We start from the raw sequence: 20,323 nt of genomic DNA on the forward strand, positions 1-20,323 counted from the left end.
AGATAAAAAAGCCAGCAATTGCTGGCTTTTTTATTTGTTGATGGCTTATTTCAGCACTGCCAAGGCTGCAGCGTAGTTAGGTTCGTCAGCAATCTCGCTCACCAGTTCGCTATGCAGTACCTTGTTGTTTTCATCTAGCACTACCACCGCACGTGCAGTGAGGCCAGCCAGGCTGCTGTCGGTGATAAAAACACCGTAATCATTGGCAAATTTTGCAGTGTCACGGAAAGTAGACAGCGTCACCACGTTTTCCAGGCCTTCAGCGCCACAGAAGCGGCTTTGTGCAAATGGCAAGTCAGCCGAAATGCACAGTACAACGCTATTGCTGGCGCTGCTGGCCTCTTTGTTGAATGTGCGTACAGAAGTCGCGCAAGTGGGTGTGTCGATGCTTGGGAAAATGTTTAGAATTTTACGTTTGCCAGCATACGCATCTAAACCAACCAAATTACGTTTGGCATCTGCCAGTTGAAATGCAGGTGCGGTATCACCGACTGCCAAAAACTTACCGCCAACGGCGACCGGATTACCTTTAAGCGTGACGCTTGCCATAATTTTCTCCAAAACAATAAATGATGAGTGGTTAATCTTCTACTTTAACTTGTCAGTGCGTGGCAATCAACCACATAAACAATAAGGGAATCATGCCTGCAATACTGCCATCGCCGCTTCATAGTCTGGTTCGTTAGCAAGTTCTTTGACTAATTCAACATGTAGCACGCGGTTATCTTCATCAGCGACCATGAGTACCCGGGCAGGTAAGCCTGCCAGTTTGCTGGTCATCATCAATACACCATAGTTCTTGAGCATATCACGGCCGCGTAGGGTAGAGAGGTGTATCCCTGTGGAGAGGTTTTCTGTTGCACAAAAACGGGCTGTCGTAAAAGGAAGGTCGGCGGAGATATGCAAAACAACGGTATTCGTCAACGTTGCAACCATGCTATCGAGAATGCGGACGCTGTTGGCGCTTGTGGGTGTATCAATCCCAGGGAAGAAATGCAGGATTTTTCGCTGGCCGCTAAAAGCATCCAGTGAAACATCCTCTAACGCAGCATTCACAAGCTGAAAGAAGGGCAATATTTGCCCAATGCTTGGCAAATTATCTTCTACTAAGATGGGGTCATCCAGCAAGGCGGTCGCGTTCGGCATGGTCAAATGATCAATTGAAGAAATGCCTGACATCATAGTGCATAACGTTTTAGGAATTAATTTTTTAGCACTTGTTAACGCGGTTGGCAGGTCTGGCTTGAACGCGATTTTTAAGCATGTCAACCAGATTATTTGCACCACGCATAGATAAAAAAGCGTGATGGCGAGTAAAATAAAAGCCATGGATGCACCTGAAATTTCCACCTTACAACCAGCCTTTATTCATCTGCGCTGTCACAGTGAATATTCCATTGTGGACGGCACAGTGCGTATTGACGATTACGTCAAGACCGCCAAAAACGATGCAATGCCTGCCATTGCCCTGACTGACCTTGCCAACCTGTTTGGCGCCGTAAAATTCTACAAAGCCGCTCGGGGCAAAGGCCTCAAGCCTGTTCTAGGCTGTGATGTGTGGGTTGAAAATACGGTGCAGCGTGACCAGCCCCACCGCATGTTGTTACTGGTTCAGGACCAGCAAGGCTACCGCAACTTATGTGAGTTGCTGTCTAAGGCGTACCTGGAGAACCAGTACCGTGAGCGGGCAGAAATCAAGGTTGAATGGCTAGTAGAGCAAAATGCCGGTTTGTTGATGCTGTCCGGTTTTTCGGCAGGGGATGTGGGGCAGGCGTTACAAGCAGGCAACCAGTCTCAAGCCATGCAATCTGCCCGCCAATGGGCGAAGACTTTTAGTGGCCGCTATTATCTCGAAGTGCAACGTGTCCACGATAGAGATCGTCCTGAGGCGCATACGCAAGAGCAACTCATACAGCAAACAGTATTGCTGGCACAACAACTGGATTTACCCGTGGTTGCTACACATCCTGTGCAATTCCAGACGCCGGATGACTTCATGGCACACGAGGCTCGTACCTGTATTGCTGAAGGATATGTGCTGGCTGATAACCGTCGCCCGCGACGCTTTGTCGAGTCGCAATATGTGAAAACACAAGCAGAAATGCAGGCTTTGTTTGCGGATATGCCTGTCGCATTACAAAACTCGGTGGAGATTGCCAAGCGTTGCAACTTGATGCTGACACTGGGTAAAAACTACCTGCCAGATTTCCCGACGCCAAATGGCGAAAGCCTGGATGCCTACCTTGTTGACCAATCTAAAGCAGGGTTGGAGCATCGTTTGGCGTATTTATACCCGGATGAGCAGCAACGGGAAGCAAAGCGTGCCGAATACGAAGAGCGCTTACAGTTTGAGTGCAACATCATCGTACAAATGGGCTTTCCTGGTTACTTTCTGATCGTTGCCGACTTTATTAATTGGGCCAAAAACAATGGTGTGCCAGTTGGCCCTGGCCGGGGTTCCGGTGCTGGTTCCCTGGTGGCTTACAGTCTAGGGATTACCGACCTCGATCCGCTCAAATACAACTTGCTGTTTGAGCGTTTCCTGAACCCTGAGCGGGTGTCCATGCCTGACTTCGATATTGACTTCTGTATGGAGGGACGAGATCGGGTCATCGATTACGTCAAGCGCAAGTATGGCTTGGCATCGGTGTCACAGATCGCCACCTTCGGTACCATGGCGGCCAAAGCAGTGATCCGTGACGTTGGCCGTGTGCTGGATCTACCGTTTAACTTTGTTGATGGTATTGCGAAGTTGATTCCGATGGAGTTGGGCATCACGCTAGAATCCGCCCTGGAAAAAGAACCACAACTACAAGAGCGTCGCGAAAAAGAAGAAGAGGTCGCAGAATTACTTTCTCTGGCACTACGTCTTGAAGGTTTGGTGCGCAACATTGGTATGCACGCCGGTGGCGTACTGATTGCGCCAGGCAAGATTTCTGATTTCTCGCCGGTATATTGCCAGCCCAATGGCGACAGCCTGGTTAGTCAGTACGATAAAGACGACGTGGAGGCCGTAGGTCTGGTCAAGTTCGACTTCCTTGGCTTGCGTACGTTAACCATCCTCAATATGGCACTGGAAAACGCCAATGCCCAGCGCGCGCAGGAAGAATTACCGCCACTGAGTTTCGAGACGATTCCGCTGGATGACAAAAAGAGTTACCACCTGCTGAAAACAGCCAATACCACCGCGGTATTCCAGCTGGAATCGCGCGGCATGAAGGACATGCTCAAGCAGGCCAAGCCTGACTTGTTTGAAGATATTATTGCGCTGGTAGCACTGTATCGTCCGGGCCCGATGGACCTGATTCCTGACTTCTGCCGTCGTAAACATGGGACTCAGCGGGTCGAATACCCGCATGCCTCGACCGAGTCTATCCTTAAAGAGACCTATGGGATTGCCGTGTATCAGGAACAGGTGATGCAGATCGCGCAGGTAGTGGCTGGCTATAGCCTGGGTGGTGCGGACTTGCTGCGTCGCGCCATGGGTAAGAAAAAACCCGAAGAAATGGTTAAGCAGCGCGAAATCTTTAACGAAGGTGCGCTCAAAAATGGCCTGAGCTTGCAACAATCTAACGAGCTGTTTGACTTGTTGGAAAAATTTGCCGGCTATGGCTTTAACAAGTCGCACGCGGCTGCTTATGCCTTGGTTGCTTACCACACGGCCTACCTCAAAGCCCATTATCCCGCGGCGTTCCTGGCGGCGACCATGTCTGCCGATATGAACAACACCGACAACGTGCATACTTTCTTTGATGATTGTGGTGCCAATCATGTTGAAGTGTTGCCGCCTGATATCAATACCAGCATTTACCAGTTCAAACCACTCAATGCGCAGCAGGTGCTGTACGGCTTAGGTGCTATCAAAGGCACTGGTCTGGCGGCGATCGAACTGATTATGGCTTCGCGCGAGGCGCAAGGCCCCTTTAAGGATTTGTTTGATTTCTGCCAGCGGCTCGACTTGCGCAAGGTCAACCGCCGAGTCATTGAGTCCTTGATCCGTGCTGGTGCGTTCGACAAACTTGAACAGAACCGCGCCGCCTTGCTGGCGGGCCTGGATACCGCGATCAGTGTGGCAGAGCAAGGCGCAGCTCACGCCGGGCAGGATTGCTTGTTTGGTGGTGTGATTGAAACGCGTCATGAATTACCGGCCATCCCGGCATGGAGCCCTGAACAAGCCTTGCAGGAAGAGAAAACGGCGCTCGGCTTTTACCTCAGTGGTCATCCATATTTAAGTTACAAAGCGCAGTTAGGACCTTTTATCAAAGGCAACCTCAGCGAACTCGCTCCGCAGGATCAGCCTAAACTGCTGGCAGGCGTGGTCATGGGCGTGCGCGTTCGCATGACGCAGCGCGGAAAAATGGCGATCGTGACGCTGGATGACGCGGTTGGCCGTGCTGATGTGGTGATTGGCGCAGAACTGCTGACACAGCATGCGCAATGGATCAAAGAAGACCTGTTGCTGGTGGTAGAGGGGCGTATCAGCCACGATGAGTTTTCTGGCGGCATCCGTGTCAGTGCCAGAAAGCTCTATGACCTGGCGGCGGTCAGAAACCGTTTTGCGCAGATGCTCACCATCAGTTGCAATGGTTCGTCTGATGTCCATCGCCTCATGACTGTGCTCACACCTTATCGTTATGCCGGTGAAGAACAAAAACGTTGCCCGATCAAAGTGGACTATCATAACCAGGCTGCGCAGGTCAGTCTGATGCTTGGAGATGACTGGCAAGTCGTGTTGCATGACGACCTGCTACATAATTTACAAGGCTGGTTGTCAAAAGAAAACGTCAAAATCCTTTATAATGCCTGAACTTTTTTCTAAGAACTCATATTGGAATTCACAATGAGTGCAAAACGTTTAACGCCTAGTAAACTGACTTATCTCGATTTTGAGCAGCCTATTGCTGAACTCGAGAAGCGAATTGAAGCCTTACAGGTTTCACATGATGAACATGATTCTCTGGATATTTCCAAAGAGCTGGATTTGCTGCAAAAGAAGAATAGTAAGCTGTTGCAAGATACTTACCAGAGCCTGACAGCCTGGCAAATTTCCCAAGTCGCAAGACATCCTCAACGTCCTTACACCATTGATTACATCAATGCCTTATTCACTGATTTCCAGGAGTTGCATGGTGACCGTGCCTATGCCGATGACCCAGCCATTGTTGGCGGTATTGCGCGTTTTAAAGGCATCCCGGTGATGGTGATGGGCCACCAGAAAGGCCGTGATATCAAAGAGCGCCAATACCGTAATTTCGGTATGCCTCGTCCAGAAGGCTACCGCAAAGCCTTGCGATTGTTTCGCCTGGCTGAAAAATTCCACATGCCTATCATTACCTTCATTGATACTCCCGGCGCTTATCCAGGTATCGGTGCAGAAGAGCGAGGCCAATCCGAGGCGATTGCGCGTAACCTCTATGTCATGGCCGAGTTGAAAACCCCGATTATTGGGGTCGTCATCGGTGAGGGTGGTTCTGGTGGTGCCCTGGCGTTGGGCGTGGTAGACCATTTGAACATGTTGCAATATTCAACTTACTCTGTGATTTCACCTGAAGGCTGCGCATCCATTTTGTGGAAAAGCGCCAGCAAAGCACCGGATGCCGCTGAAACATTGGGCATCACTGCAGACCGACTGAAGTCGTTGGGTTTGGTAGACACCATCGTCAGTGAGCCACTGGGTGGTGCTCATCGCAATTACGAAGAAGTGATGGAACGTATTGGTCAAGCCATCGGCCAGCAACTTAAAGCGCTGCAAGCCAAAAAATTGCCACAACTGCTGGAATCACGTTACCAGCGCCTGATGAGTTACGGTAAATTCAAAACAACCAGTGAAAAATAGTCCCTTCATGCTGGCCACACTGGAAAATGTCCTTGCGACTTTTCTTCGTGGCCAAAATGCTGTCTCGCCCTCGCCATCACCACATCTGCTGCTAGCATTGAGTGGTGGTGTTGATTCTGTTGTATTGCTACATGCATTGGTGCTGCTGCGTACGCAGTTGCCATTTACCTTGTCGGCTATGCATGTGCATCATGGGTTGAGCCCCAATGCAGATGGCTGGTTGCATTTGTGCGAACGGTTATGCCTGGAGCGCAATGTTCCGTTTTATAGCGAAAAAGTGCATGTGAGTTCTCACAGTGGGCTGGGCATTGAAGCAGCGGCGCGGGATGCCCGTTACCAGGCACTGGAGCGCGTACGCCAGCAACGCTCTGCATCCGCCATTCTGACCGCACATCATATGCAGGATCAGGCCGAAACCCTGTTGTTGCAATTGATGCGTGGTGCAGGCGTCAAAGGCTTGAGTGCCATGGGGCAGTGGGATTCAGGCCGGCATTTGCTCAGACCGCTATTGACGGTGTCCAAGGACGAGTTGTTGCAATATGCATCTGAGCAGCAACTGACATGGGTTGAGGACGAAAGTAACACCGATGTGAGTTATGACCGTAACTTTATGCGGCAAAAGGTCATGCCTGTCATGCGTGAGCGTTACCCACAGCTGGATAATGCCTTATTGAGGAGCGCCACCCATCTGGCAGAAGCACAAACCTTGCTGGATACCCTTGCGTATCAGGATTTGCAGGCATGCGATGTCCGGGGTGAGTGGCTGGGCCAGTCTCTGGATATTTCACGGTTATACGCGCTTGGCGAGGTGCGCGCCAAGAATTTGTTACGCTTCTGGTTTCAGCAACTGAATTTGCGTATGCCCAATAGTGAGCAATTGCAGGATTACTGGCAGCAGCTTTCTTCTGTGAAGCCGCATCGATATTTGCATCTGCCATTGCAAGGTCAAACCCAGCATCATAAGGCTTACCTGCATCATTACCAGCAGCGCTTATATTGCGTTGGCAAACCTGCAGCCCTACCGCAAACGCCGCTCATTTGGCAAGGCCACCAAAACCAGGTGTGGGGCGAGTGGCAAGTCCAGTTCAAGGTCAGCAAAGCACGCGGTATTGCCTTGGCCAAGCTTGGTATCTCTCCAGCCGCTATTACCTTAAATAAGCGGTATGGCCAGCCTATCCCATTACCTGAGGGTATCGAATTGCTGTTGATGCCACGTGGTGGTGGTGAAGCTTTGCAACCGGATGCCAAGCGGCCAAGGCGTGAATTAAAAGTTATTTTCCAGATGCTGGCAGTGCCTCCCTGGCAGCGCGCTTTTTATCCTGTTGTTCAGGTCAAAACCACTCAACCAGTTTCCTCTCATTCTCTAGTTGCTTTAGCTGGGCTGGCGGTAGATCATGCCTGGCATCCAGGCCGTAATGCTTACGGCCTAGAAATTTTCCTCACCCCTCTGTAATTCTGGTTGTAATAAACCACTTTAAACCATAAAATTGGTTGTATGTAACCATTTTTATGGTTGATATCCACCAGTCCTTATTTTAATTAATTGATTTTAATGATCTTTTTTTGGTAGCAATAACCGGTACGGTTATTGCTCGATAGAAGTGCTTTTAAATCAAAATAAAAGTATTTCGGGAAAAGGGACATTACTTTATGAAAAAAAATACAATCAAGCCTTTAGTCCTCGCCATCGTATCTGCTTATGCTGCAGAGGTGGCGATTGCTAAAGCCGACTCATTAAATCTGGAAAAAGTTGAGGTATATAGCACTACTCCATTAAAGGGGATAGGTGTGCCACTTCACAAGGTGCCAGCCAATATTCAGATGGCTAATCCTGATGCAATTAATAACCAAACCGGTGTTTCTATTGCAGATTATATGAATAACAATATGCAAGGCGTGACGGTTACAGAGTTGGGCGGTAACCCTTGGCAGCCGGAAATTAATTTCCGTGGTTATTCTGCTTCTTCATTGTTGGGTAATCCACAAGGCCTTTCAACTTATATTGATGGCGTGCGTATCAACGAACCATTTGGCGATGTGACTTCATGGGACAAAATCCCCAGTTTCGCGATTGGCAACATGCAGTTAATTCCAGGCTCAAATCCATTGTTCGGTTTGAATACACTGGGCGGCGCGATTGCGATACAGACCAAGAGCGGTCGAGACAATCAGGGTGCGGCCGTTGAGTACGAAGCAGGCTCATGGGGTCGTCAACGTGCCTTAGCTGAGTACGGTGGTGTGTCAAAGGATGGCTCAGTTGATTACATGATTGGTTTCCAGCATACGACTGAAAATGGCTGGAGAAAATACTCACCATCGCATGTGAACCAGTTATTTGCAAAAACTGGATGGCAAAACGAAACCACCAAGCTGGATTTAACTTACATAGGTGCAGATAACACTTTGATTGGTAACGGTTTGACACCAGAGTTTCTGTTGAGTGGTGATCGTGACCAAATTCACACACGCCCTGATGCAACTAACAATTACTCACACTTCCTGGCTTTGAATGGCAGTCACTGGCTGAATAATGACACCATGCTGTCTGGTAATGTCTATTACAAGAAGTCTAACCGCAGAACCAAAAATGGTGATGGATATGAAGGCGAGGCTGACATTGGTGAGGCGTTGGCAGGCTATCCAAACATTACCTGCGATCCAGGCTCTCCTGATGACTGTGAGCTGACCGGTGCAGTGATGAATAGAACTCACACTAGCCAGAATACTTATGGTGCAACGGGTCAGGCAACCTTCAATCAAGACTTGTTCGGCAAAGAAAACCAGTTCGTGGTCGGTGCCGGGTATGATTACAGTCTCATTCGCTTCAAGCAATCGGAGCAAATCAATATTGGTGATACAGACGGCACTGTGCTGAATAACGGCGTGGCGTTTACAGAGAGTGATCCAGTATTTGATCCTACCCGCGCACCTGTCCTTGAAGGTGATGGTGCGCTTGGCCAACGTCAGACAGTCGGATTAACCGGCAAGCAGTACACGGCCCGCTTATTTGCAACAGATACACTCTCTCTTAATGAATTCTGGCATCTGAATGCAGGCGCGAGTTGGAACTTTACGCGTATCGACAACACTGATACTTTGCGTGGTCCTGCATCAGCCGCGAACAACTTTAATAGCCTGACTGCGAAAGATAGTTACACTCGCTTGAATCCTACTGTCGGTCTAACCTATACACCAACCAAATCGCTCACGGTGTACACCTCTTACAGTGAATCCAGCCGTGCGCCAACCGCAATTGAAGTGGGTTGTTCTAATCCGGCCTCTCCTTGTCTGTTGCCAGCTGCATTGGCAGATGATCCGCCTTTGAATCAAGTAGTTGCTAAAACCTATGAGTTTGGTGGACGTGGACAATTGACCGACAACGTATTCTGGAATGCCGGTGTTTACCATGCAATTAACCATGATGACATCCAGTTTACAGCGGCAAATTCACAAACTGGCGCCGGATACTTTAAAAACGTAGGTAGAACCAAGCGCCAAGGTATTGACCTGGGTGTCAATGGTTTTATTGAAAAGTTTAAGTGGAGTGCTTCATACAGCTTTGTAGATGCTACTTATGATACTGATGTTGAGTTTGTAAATGCGTCTAACTCAAGTGGTGTAGCTAATAACGGTATTTATACTGCTAGAAGTGGCGACAGGATTCCTGCGATTCCACAACATCAACTCAAATTACGTGCTCAATACGCAGTTACCCAAAGCTGGAATATCGGTACCAATGTGATCGGCTACTCCAGCCAGTATGTGTTAGGTAACGAGAATAATAGTCATCAATCCAATTCAGCAGCTTGTAATGCTGGCGATGATTGTGCAACGGGTCGCGGCAAACTGGGCGGTTACTTTATTGTCAACCTGGATAGCCAATACAACTTCGGTAATGGCTGGAAAATGTTTGCCAAAGCAACCAATATCTTTGACAAAGACTATTACATCGCAGGCCGTTTAGCCGAGAGCCTGTTTGATAATAATGGCAACTTTGATGACGAACGTAAAGTGCTAAGCCTGTTGCCTGGAGCACCGCGTGCAGCCTGGTTTGGTGTGCGTTACGAGTTCAAACCTAAGCAATCATTAGCTAGCTACGATAACGACTAATATAAAAGGGACCAGGCGTGCTTTCACAACTTTCATCATCCACGGACAAATCTGTTTTTTTGCCATTCAAGAAAAAAATTCTGTTGGTAGAGGATGAGGTGCTATTTGCAAAAGCGGTAGTCAAGCGTTTGCAAAAAGCCGGATTCGAGTGCGAGCACGCTGAGTCTCTGCAAGATGCCAGATTGCTGGTCAAGCAATTTGAACCAGACATGGCCTTACTGGATATGCGCTTGCCGGATGGTAATGGTCTGGATTTACTGTCTGATTTTGTTGCAAGAAATATTAATACTATCGTGATGACTGCCTTTGGCGACGTGAGCGATGCGGTCAACGCCATCAAACTGGGCGCGATTGATTACTTGAAAAAGCCCATTGATCTTGAAGAGTTGTTGCTCATTATCCAAAAAAACGAAAAAACAACTGATTTACAGACCAGCCTGGATTATTCCCGGCAACGAGATACCATAGTGAATGAGTCGGTGCAGCTCATTGGTGAAAGTGCTGCCATGCAAAGCGTGCGTCAGCAAATTACCAGAATTGCGCAACTGAGCGCACTCAGCGATGCGGTCCAGCCAACTGTTTTGATTACTGGCGAAACAGGTACAGGCAAAGATGTTGTCGCCCGTTACTTACACGCTAATTGTGCCAATCATGACAAGCCTTTTGTACATGTGGATTGCGCCTCTTTACCAGCAGAGTTGATTGAAAGCGAACTGTTTGGCCATGAGAAGGGTGCCTTTACCAATGCAGTGGCTTCCCGTCCTGGCTTGATCGAGTCAGCCGAAGACGGGACTTTATTCCTGGATGAGATTGGCGAACTGCCCCTGGGCTTGCAGGCAAAATTACTTAATGTGCTGGAACGCAGAATGGTACGGCGCCTGGGTTCGACCAAAGAGCGTCCTGTTCAAGCACGTATTATTGCTGCAACCAATCGAGATTTGTATCAGATGTCTAGCGAAGGGCGTTTCCGCTCAGACCTTTATTACCGTTTAAATGTCATCACCATGCAGATGCCGCCACTGCGAGATCGTGGCCAGGATGTGTTGTTGCTGGCAAATTACTTCAGGCAAATGACCGAAAAGCGGTATGCGTTACCGCATCACGAATTTAGCCCGTTGGCGCTGATGGCAATACAAGGTTACCACTGGCCTGGCAATGTGCGTGAAATGCGGCACCAAATCAGCCGCGCTGTATTGATGTGTACGCAAGCCATGATCTCTGAGCATGATCTGGGGTTGCCGCAAATGGCGGCAGTCAATGGCAATCCAGTCGCACAGGGAGATGCACCGGTAACCCTCGATGGCGCAGAAAAGGCCATGTTACTCAATGCATTAGAGCAGTCTCGTAATAATGTCTCGAAAGCGGCCCGATTGTTGGGAATCACCCGCATGACCATGCGCTACCGCATGGATAAACACGGCATTTCCGTTTAGCCATCAATAAGTAAAAAACCTCGCAACTGCGAGGTTTTTTGTTTGTCCTTGCCAGTGACAAATCACATATTCTTATGACATAAATCAGACACAATCAGCAGCTTGCTAAATCACGCATGGTATCATTGCACTTTTACAGTGGAGCTGAAAATGATTGGTACCCCGTTGAGCGCGAATGCGACCAAGGTCATGTTGTTGGGCAGTGGTGAGCTTGGTAAAGAGGTGATTATTGCCTTGCAGCGTTTAGGGGTAGAAGTCATTGCAGTGGACCGTTATGCGCGTGCGCCCGGTCATCAGGTGGCTCATCATTCTTACACCATAGACATGACCGATGCCACGGCATTAAAAACGCTGGTTAATCAGGTCAAACCACATTATATCGTGCCGGAAATTGAAGCATTAAACACGCAAGCACTGGCTGAGATTGAAGCCACTGGCGTGACGGTGGTCCCTACCGTGCGCGCCGTGCAACTGACGATGAACCGTGAAGGGATCCGCCGACTGGCCGCTGAAGAATTAAACCTGCCGACGTCACCGTATGCGTTTGCCCGTTCTGAAGCTGAATTGCAAGCAGCGATTGATGGCGGCATTGGCTATCCATGTTTTATCAAGCCAACCATGTCTTCTTCCGGCAAAGGCCAGTCACGTATTACACAGGCTTCTGAGGTTAAAACAGCCTGGGAATATGCGGCGAGTGGCGGTCGGGTCAACCAGGGGGTTGTCATTGTTGAAGGCCAGATTGATTTTGATTATGAAATTACCTTGCTGACCGTGCGTGCCAGAAATGCTGAAGGACAAATAGAAACACACTTCTGTGCACCGATTGGTCATGTGCAAAAGCAGGGTGATTATGTGGAAAGCTGGCAGCCTCAAGCCATGCATCCGCAAGCACTGAAAAATGCACAAGAGATTGCCAAGAAAGTCACTGATGCCTTAGGCGGGCAAGGCCTGTTTGGTGTTGAATTATTCGTCAAAGGCGAGCAGGTATGGTTCTCTGAAGTCAGCCCACGACCACATGACACCGGCATGGTGACCATGTGTACCCAACGCCTGAATGAGTTTGAACTGCATGCACGCGCGATTCTCGGATTGCCGGTAGATGTTGCCCAGCGCGAAGTCGGTGCCAGCGCAGTGATATATGGTGGTGCGGATACGCAAACCTTGGCCTATCACGGTCTGGAGGCTGCCATGTCTGTTCCTAACAGTGAAATCCGCCTGTTTGGCAAACCAGAGTCGTTTGTCCGTCGCCGTATGGGCGTCGCATTGGCAACTGCAGACAACACTGAATTGGCGCGAGAACGCGCCAAACAGGCAGCTGGCCTGGTTACCCCTCAAGTAGCAGGCTGATCAGCATGGCATTGGAGATACAAGAGCCAAACACGGCCAAGCAATCCCTGTTTGACTGGCTGGGTGGCTCTGAAAAAGGGCCTGAGACCATACGTAAGCTGGTCGAGACTTTTTACGATATTATGGACACAGATCCTAAAGTCGCCGGTTTGCGTGCCATCCACCAGGCTGATTTAACTTCAGCCAGAGAAAAGCTATTTATGTTTTTGATGGGCTGGACAGGCGGGCCTCAACTGTATATTGAACGGTACGGACATCCACGTTTACGCGCCCGGCATATGCCTTTTCCCATCGATGAGTCTGCGCGTGACCAATGGATGTATTGCATGATTAAAGCCATGCATACACTAGAGTTTGATGAGGCGCTGATGAAGCATATTGCCAATCAGCTCTATGGCGTGGCGGACTTTATGCGTAACCGTGAAGGCTAACTTCGCCTAAAATAGATATAAAAAAGCCCCGATGGTGTCGGGGCTTCTTATTTTTATGATTCAGCACTGACGGTTTCGACTGCTTCGGCTTCTTTGTTTTCAGCCTTTTGCCGCGATTTACCAGTACCGCGTTTTGCCTGATTGCGCGGTTGTGGGGAAGCTTTAAAACCAAAACCACCTAACAGGGCCGCAACAACTTTACGTTTCGCAGAAGTGGCTTTTGCAGGGACGAGCTTAGGTGCCACAGCCGCTGAGGTCGGCTCATACGGCTGATGAAACCAGGAATCATCCGCTTTTACACCTTTTGCAGTACGCGCCGGCCGGTTGCTGACAGCACCTTTTTCTTTTGGAATCTGCTTTTTAATCAGCTTTTCGATTTCGTCAAAGTATTTGGTTTCGTCTTCATCAATCAGCGAAATCGCGATGCCTTTGGCGCCTGCGCGACCCGTACGGCCGATACGGTGTACATAGTCTTCTGGTGCGGTAGAGATTTCGTAATTGATGACCAGCGGCAGGTCGGTGATATCCAGGCCTCGCGCTGCCACATCGGTTGCAACCAGTGCATGAATCGAACCAGCTTTAAACGCATCCAGTGCTTCAATACGCTCTTTTTGTGACTTGTCTCCGTGGATGGCGCTACAGGGAATCTGGTCACGCTCAAGCGCACGCGCCAGCTTGCTGGCCGAGAGCTTGGTTTTTGTGAACACAATGACCTGCTGATTGGTGTATTGCTTGAGCAGCTGTACCAGGAAGCGTTGTTTCTGGTCGCTATTCACCAAGTAAGCTTTTTGTTCCACATTGTCATTGGTCGCATTGCTGCGCGCCACTTCGATCAATGTTGGATTATTCAAGAAAGCATCGGCAAGCTTTTTAATCTCGTCAGAAAATGTGGCAGAAAACATGAGGTTCTGGCGTTGCTTGGGCAGCAATGCCAGGATGCGTTTCAGGTCTGGCATAAAACCCATGTCCAGCATACGGTCGGCTTCGTCCAGTACCAAAAACTGTACCTGGCTTAAAGACAAAGTCTTTTGCTCGACGTGATCCAGCAACCGGCCAGGGGTGGCCACCAGAATCTCGACGCCGGTTTTTAAATGCGGAGTTTGTGTCTTAATATCCACTCCACCATATACCACCAGGCTGCGAAGCGCCGTGTGTTTGGCATAAGTCTTGATGCTGTCATAGACCTGGATGGCCAGCTCACGCGTGGGCGCCAGTACCAATGCCCGGATCGGGTGTTTGGCTGGCGAGGTACTAGTGCTGGCAAGTGGTAACAGGGTATGCAAAATAGGTAAGGAAAACGCTGCCGTTTTGCCGGTACCCGTTTGCGCACCCGCCATCAAGTCCATGCGCTGCAAGGCCAAGGGAATGGCCTGCGCCTGAATAGGGGTGGGTGTCGTATAACCAGACTCTTCAATCGCTTTTAACAGCGGCTCGGCCAGGCCGAGCGTACGAAAATCTACTGTGGTTTGCTCAGACATAGGCTAGGCTTAAACGAATGAACGAGGACGTTTTACACCAGAATCACCAAACGACTTACCTGCCGGACGTGGTTTGTTATTGCCACGGTTAGCATTTGGGTTGCCAAAGCGCTCCTGGTTGTTGCCGGCTGGACGTGGACGGCGTTGACCAAACTCGTCAGCCAATGCGCGTGCAAACTGAAAGTCGGTATCTTTGTTGTAACTCTTGCTATTACCGTTGACTTCTTTGTCTGTTCTGGTCTCGGTTGGGCGTGGGGCGCGTGGCTTGTTAGCTTGTGAGTCACGGCTGCCGCCTTCACGGGCAACGCGATCGCCAAAAGACTTACCTTGACGGTCATCGCGGCGGAAACCGCCTTTACCCTGTGGTTTGCCTTGGCCTGGACGTTTGCCGCGACGGCCTTCGCCATCATCCATGCGCGCTGCGCGCTTAGGTTCGAAACCGGCAATCACTTCAGCCTGTAGTTTCTGTCCGGTGTACTGCTCAATTTTGCGCAGCAGGTGACGGTCAGCGTTAGAGGCAAATGAAATGGCGACACCAGTGTTGTTCGCACGGCCAGTACGGCCAATCCGGTGCACATAGTCTTCTGCAAATTTTGGCAGGTCGTAGTTGATCACGTGTGAGATGCCTTGTACGTCGATACCGCGTGCAGCCACGTCGGTGGCAACCAACACCTTCACGTCGCCATGACGCAGTTTGGTCAGTGTGCGGTTACGCGCACCTTGTGTCATATCACCATGCAATGCAGCCGTTTTATGGCCTGCAGCATATAGGTCTTCAGCCAGCAGATCAGCGTGACGCTTGGTGCTAGTGAAAATAATGGTTTGATTCACATCTGGGGCAATCAGCAAGTGTTCCAGCAGTTTGTTTTTGTGGTTCATGTCGTCCACAAAGTGCAGGCGTTGTTCAATATTGGCGTGTTTTTCTTTCTGGCCAGCCACTTGAATAGTGAGCGGGTTACGCAAGAAGCGTTTGCCGATATCCATAATGCCATCCAGCGTCGCAGAGAACAGCAAGGTTTGGCGCTCAGCAGGCAAGGCTTCACAGATACGCTCAACGTCTGGCATAAAGCCCATGTCCAGCATGCGGTCAGCTTCGTCCAGCACCAGCATTTGCAAGCGGCTTAAATCAATGCGGCCGCGTTCCAGATGGTCAATAAAGCGGCCTGGAGTCGCTACCAGAATATCTAATGGCTGTGACAGCAGTTTGTTTTGCAATGGGTAAGGCATGCCACCCACGATACTGATACAGCGGGCGCGCAGGAATTTACCGTATTTACGGGCGGCTTCGTTCACTTGTGCTGCCAGTTCACGTGTTGGTGTCAGCACCAGAATACGTGGGCCACGGCTGTGGACCGGGTGTTGGGTTGCCAGCAGGTTTAATGCGGGCAGGGTGAAAGCAGCGGTTTTGCCTGTACCGGTTTGAGCGGAGGCCATGATGTCACGGCCTTGTAATGCTTCAGGGATAGATTGCGCCTGGATAGGGGTTGGGTTTTCATAGCCTGCATCGGTTAATGCACGCAAAATGGATGGGTCAAGATTTAAATCTGCAAAAGACAAGGAATGTCCCTTTCATCAACAATTAAAAAGGGCGCTAGTAAAGCAAAATCAAAGCTTGTAATTTTGACCAACACATTTTGATGTGAGGGACGATTAACAAAGCCAAAGCAACATTACATGATTAGAAATGAATTGCTTTTACCGGCGCTTGGGCATGGCCACTAACCGATAAAAGAAGATGTGTCATGAAGACTTCATCTAAAGATGATAACCTCAAAATTTCGCGAGTTATCGACAGGTCAGGGCAATGAATCTAAAACGTTAAGATAGCGGGTCAAGTACCAGCTGCGTTTTAAAGTTGTTCGCAGTATAGCCATTTTATTTTAAAAGTCAAATATTTAGTTGATTTGTGATAAAATCGCGCCCTTTCCAAACATATGGCAGTTCACATGGCACGCAATCTTAGAAATATCGCAATTATCGCCCACGTTGACCACGGTAAAACCACCATGGTTGATAAATTACTCCAGCAATCTGGCACGTTTGCTTCACACCAAGCGGTGACAGAGCGGGTGATGGATAGTAATGATCTGGAAAAAGAGCGCGGTATTACTATTTTGGCAAAAAACACGGCCTTAACCTATGAAGGCACGCACATCAATATTGTAGATACTCCTGGGCACGCCGACTTTGGTGGTGAGGTGGAGCGTGTGTTGGGGATGGTGGATGGCGTATTGTTGCTGGTGGATGCCGTTGATGGCCCGATGCCGCAAACGCGTTTTGTGACCAAGAAAGCCTTGGCCCTCGGTTTAAAACCTATTGTGGTGATTAACAAGGTGGACCGCCCAAGTGCGCGTCCTGATTGGGTGATCAACCATACATTTGATTTGTTTGCCAACCTGGGCGCGACCGATGAGCAATTGGACTTTCCGGTTGTTTATGCCTCAGCATTGAATGGTTTCGCAACGCTGGACCTGAAGACACCTTCAGACAATATGCGCGCGCTGTTTGACACGATTTTAAGTCATGTTGAACCGCCTAAAGGTGACAGCGAAGCGCCACTGCAATTGCAAATTTCGGCTCTGGATTACTCTACTTATACCGGTCGTTTGGGCGTGGGCCGTATCACCAATGGCCGCATCAAGCCAGGCCAGGTAGTGGCAGTGATGCGCGAAGACGAACAAGTGGCACAAGGCCGTATCAACCAGGTGCTTGGTTTTAAAGGCTTGGAGCGCGTGCCGGTTGAAGAAGCTGAAGCCGGTGACATTGTGATCATTTCAGGCATTGAAGAAATCGGTATTGGCTTCACCATCTGTGATCGTGATAAGCCTGTAGGTTTGCCACATCTGGGTGTAGATGAGCCGACTTTGACCATGGACTTTATGGTGAACACTTCGCCACTGGCCGGTACTGAAGGTAAATTCATCACCTCACGTCAAATTCGTGATCGTTTAACCAAAGAGTTATTGGTTAACGTAGCTTTGCGCGTTGAAGATACAGAAGACACCGATGTATTCCGTGTATCAGGCCGTGGTGAGCTGCACCTGACCATTTTGCTGGAAAACATGCGTCGTGAAGGCTTTGAAATCGCCGTTGGTAAACCACGTGTGGTGTTCAGAGAAATCAATGGTGAAAAATGTGAGCCTTATGAAATCCTGACGGTCGACGTTGAAGATGAAAACCAGGGTGCAGTCATGGAAGAGTTGGGTCGCCGCCGTGGTGAAATGACCAACATGGAATCTGATGGTAACGGTCGTACACGTTTGGAATATCGCATCCCAGCACGTGGCCTGATTGGTTTCCAGGGTGAGTTCTTAACCTTAACCCGTGGTACAGGTTTGATGGCGCATATTTTTGACGAATATGCCCCTGTAAAAGCAGACATGCCAGGCCGTCGTAATGGTGTGCTTATTTCAGCTGAACAAGGCGAGGCTGTTGCCTATGCCTTATGGAAGTTGCAAGATCGCGGCAAAATGTTCTCTAGCCCAGGCGACAGATTGTATGAAGGCATGATCATCGGCATTCACAGCCGCGACAACGATCTGGTTGTTAACCCAATTAAAGGTAAACAACTCACCAACGTGCGTGCCTCTGGGACTGATGAAGCGGTACGCTTGATTCCACCAGTTTCACTCAGCCTGGAAAGTGCCGTAGAGTTTATTGACGATGATGAATTGGTTGAAATCACACCGAAAACCATCCGTCTGCGCAAACGCTACCTGTTAGAGCACGAGCGTAAACGTGCTTCTAAAGACTAAGTCATTTGATCGTAAAAAACGCCAGCAGAAGCTGGCGTTTTTTTATTGCAAGAATACTGGCTGATTAAGTATTCAAAAGTGCGCTTGAAATGGTTTAAAAAATAGCTTTAAATCAGCACAGGCTTCTTTAGCGCGTTGGCCACAAAGCTCATCCGTAACGTTTGATAAGGAAAAACTTTAGGGCCGGTTTTAGCTGAGTTGTGTTTTCCATTGCGATATCCAGTTTTAAGGGTGTAATAAAAAATCTCTAAGCATTGATTTTATTATGATAAATAATTTTAATAAGTTTATAGACTCAGGACTCAATAAAAATTTAGGTTCGTTTTTGGGGTCTAATTAACGTTAGCCATAGGCAATTTAAATGCGTACTCTTTTTCTAGTTTTATTGCTATTTACTTTAGTCGGTTGCGCGTCAAGTGGACCAACCTATCAAGACGCTCCGAAACCTGAAGCATCAGCTTCCGCAATCTACATATATCGGCCTGACAAATTTCTGCTTGGAGCCTTTGATGCACAATTCACCATTGATGGGAATAAAACCGCTGATCTAAGTGGTGGGAGCTATACCTATTTCTATGTCAGCGAAGGTTGTCACCATATCCATCAATTTTGGTCTTACTACGCAAATTTCGGTAAAAAAACCGACCTGAATCTTTGCACCAAAGCGGGTGAAAACTACTATGTCCGGCTCAATGGATTAAATGTAGCAACTTGGACACTCAACCCTGTAGAGAAAGCAAATGCACTCTCCGATATTAGCAATTGCACATATATACCGTCGGTTGCTTCTGCTTCGTCAAAACAGAACAAATAAATGGCTAACCCATCCATCAAGCGGGACGCTGCGCTGACGCGCACCGCCCCTTATGTCAAACGTTAGCAACAACATTAACGTTAGGTTTAAAGTCCCATGGCTTTTAAAAAACTTATATTGTTAACTTGCAGTTTTGGGCCTTTAATCTTTCTCGGATCATGTATGAATTCCGTAAAGATTGCTGACATCGAGAATAGTTTAAACATGCAAATTGGCCGACACTATAATCAACTTGGTCCAGGCTGGACAATAGTATCTGAGGACGATAAAAATATTGTGTTGGGACGAAGTATCTCAAAGACTTGCTCGTATATAGTTCATATACCTAAAGATACATATCGAATAGATAGCTGGAAGTTAACGACCCCAAGAAATGCATGTGACAATATCCCCATTACAGGTGCTTAGGCGTCAAAAGTTGATGCTAACCCATCAGTCAAGCGGGACCGGCGAAAAGATTCTTTTATGAACAGTCGAGTAGGGTGGGCAACTTGTTTTGCCCACGCGTATTGATCAATCCCGACAACCACTAAAACCACCCAGTTCGATGTAAACCGATGACTATGCATACAACAAATAAAATCCAAAGTTTGGCTTTGCTAGGCGGAGTGTCTAAGGTCTCTTTTGAGCGGGTTGCCGCCACTGACTGGCGTTTTTTACACAGCAAAGCGGGAATACTGATTTGCCTTTGGAGCGTGTTGCCTTATTTGCTGATGGCTTGTGCGACTGAACTGTTGAAGACTACTCGTGCTCAGTCTTGGTGGCTTGCGGTTTCAGCGGTAATGGTTATGTTGGCTATAGCGGCTTATTACCACACCTTGTTTGTACGCCCGGATGCGCAAGGCGCATTGATTTTTCTGTTTTTGCCTTTGGTGCAGTGTTTGATTACCTTTGGCGCGTTTATATTGATACGATTTCTGGCAGGGCTGGATAAATGACAAGGTTGTATTGCTGATGATTTTATTTAACGGCAACGACGATTGAGTGGTTAGATATTTAATTACTCATTAAGACGATCAGAGTCGAATATTGTTAACGTATCACCCACGCATTATGCTTCTCACTTAGACTCACCTTTTGCAACCCTCTCAGCTTGAGATACACTGCTTGTGATTTTTT

Annotated in this window: 14 protein-coding genes; 10 read left to right on the forward strand and 4 right to left on the reverse strand. The window is 48.6% G+C overall.

What is annotated here, in order from left to right; translation table 11 throughout:
• Nucleotides 1-45 precede the first annotated feature (45 nt).
• Nucleotides 46-549, reverse strand: coding sequence for a thiol peroxidase (gene tpx, locus ACJ67_RS07320; protein ID WP_018985319.1), 504 nt, complete (start codon nucleotides 547-549; stop codon nucleotides 46-48).
• 90 nt (nucleotides 550-639) lie between these two features.
• Nucleotides 640-1,146 carry a thiol peroxidase gene (gene tpx / locus ACJ67_RS07325; RefSeq protein WP_049639822.1) on the reverse strand — a complete coding sequence of 169 codons (507 nt, stop codon included), beginning with the start codon at nucleotides 1,144-1,146 and terminating at the stop codon, nucleotides 640-642.
• Between the two features lie 181 nt (nucleotides 1,147-1,327).
• On the opposite strand from tpx (ACJ67_RS07325), the gene dnaE reads away from it, so the two are divergent.
• The 7 genes from dnaE to ACJ67_RS07360 all read left to right on the forward strand — a co-directional run bounded on the left by dnaE (nucleotide 1,328) and on the right by ACJ67_RS07360 (nucleotide 13,157).
• Nucleotides 1,328-4,807: a DNA polymerase III subunit alpha gene (gene dnaE, locus ACJ67_RS07330; protein ID WP_049638510.1), complete on the forward strand. Its 3,480-nt coding sequence runs from the start codon at nucleotides 1,328-1,330 to the stop codon at nucleotides 4,805-4,807.
• Nucleotides 4,808-4,840: 33 nt separating this feature from the next.
• Nucleotides 4,841-5,836, forward strand: a complete 996-nt coding sequence (locus tag ACJ67_RS07335; protein ID WP_049638511.1) for an acetyl-CoA carboxylase carboxyltransferase subunit alpha — start codon at nucleotides 4,841-4,843, stop codon at nucleotides 5,834-5,836.
• Nucleotides 5,837-5,843: 7 nt separating this feature from the next.
• Nucleotides 5,844-7,289, forward strand: a complete 1,446-nt coding sequence (gene tilS, locus ACJ67_RS07340) for a tRNA lysidine(34) synthetase TilS (RefSeq protein WP_049638512.1) — start codon at nucleotides 5,844-5,846, stop codon at nucleotides 7,287-7,289.
• Between the two features lie 197 nt (nucleotides 7,290-7,486).
• Nucleotides 7,487-9,946: a TonB-dependent receptor gene (locus ACJ67_RS07345; protein WP_049638513.1), complete on the forward strand. Its 2,460-nt coding sequence runs from the start codon at nucleotides 7,487-7,489 to the stop codon at nucleotides 9,944-9,946.
• 17 nt (nucleotides 9,947-9,963) lie between these two features.
• Nucleotides 9,964-11,379 (forward strand): sigma-54 dependent transcriptional regulator, encoded by a 1,416-nt coding sequence (locus ACJ67_RS07350; protein WP_049638514.1) that lies wholly within the window; start codon nucleotides 9,964-9,966, stop codon nucleotides 11,377-11,379.
• Between the two features lie 150 nt (nucleotides 11,380-11,529).
• Nucleotides 11,530-12,726: a formate-dependent phosphoribosylglycinamide formyltransferase gene (gene purT, locus ACJ67_RS07355; protein WP_197080677.1), complete on the forward strand. Its 1,197-nt coding sequence runs from the start codon at nucleotides 11,530-11,532 to the stop codon at nucleotides 12,724-12,726.
• Nucleotides 12,727-12,731: 5 nt separating this feature from the next.
• The gene (locus ACJ67_RS07360) at nucleotides 12,732-13,157 is read left to right on the forward strand and encodes a group II truncated hemoglobin (protein ID WP_049638516.1); all 426 of its coding nucleotides are present in this window, start codon (nucleotides 12,732-12,734) and stop codon (nucleotides 13,155-13,157) included.
• A 53-nt stretch (nucleotides 13,158-13,210) separates the two neighbouring features.
• Here the strand turns inward: ACJ67_RS07360 and ACJ67_RS07365 are convergent, their stop codons facing one another.
• Together ACJ67_RS07365 and ACJ67_RS07370 are read right to left on the reverse strand one after the other, a co-directional pair.
• Nucleotides 13,211-14,635: a DEAD/DEAH box helicase gene (locus ACJ67_RS07365; protein WP_049638517.1), complete on the reverse strand. Its 1,425-nt coding sequence runs from the start codon at nucleotides 14,633-14,635 to the stop codon at nucleotides 13,211-13,213.
• A gap of 9 nt (nucleotides 14,636-14,644) precedes the next feature.
• Nucleotides 14,645-16,192 (reverse strand): DEAD/DEAH box helicase, encoded by a 1,548-nt coding sequence (locus ACJ67_RS07370; protein WP_049638518.1) that lies wholly within the window; start codon nucleotides 16,190-16,192, stop codon nucleotides 14,645-14,647.
• A gap of 389 nt (nucleotides 16,193-16,581) precedes the next feature.
• Here ACJ67_RS07370 and typA point away from each other — a divergent pair, with 389 nt between their 5' ends.
• The 3 genes from typA (at nucleotide 16,582) to ACJ67_RS07385 (ending at nucleotide 20,142) form a co-directional block, all read left to right on the forward strand.
• A complete protein-coding gene (typA, locus tag ACJ67_RS07375) occupies nucleotides 16,582-18,390 on the forward strand; it encodes a translational GTPase TypA (protein WP_049638519.1) in 1,809 nt (602 codons plus the stop codon).
• A gap of 361 nt (nucleotides 18,391-18,751) precedes the next feature.
• Nucleotides 18,752-19,204 carry a DUF2846 domain-containing protein gene (locus ACJ67_RS07380; protein ID WP_049638520.1) on the forward strand — a complete coding sequence of 151 codons (453 nt, stop codon included), beginning with the start codon at nucleotides 18,752-18,754 and terminating at the stop codon, nucleotides 19,202-19,204.
• A gap of 563 nt (nucleotides 19,205-19,767) precedes the next feature.
• Nucleotides 19,768-20,142 carry a hypothetical protein gene (locus ACJ67_RS07385; RefSeq protein WP_049638521.1) on the forward strand — a complete coding sequence of 125 codons (375 nt, stop codon included), beginning with the start codon at nucleotides 19,768-19,770 and terminating at the stop codon, nucleotides 20,140-20,142.
• The last annotated feature ends 181 nt before the right edge of the window (nucleotides 20,143-20,323 follow it).

This window comes from Methylophilus sp. TWE2, assembly GCF_001183865.1.
Lineage (GTDB): Bacteria > Pseudomonadota > Gammaproteobacteria > Burkholderiales > Methylophilaceae > Methylophilus.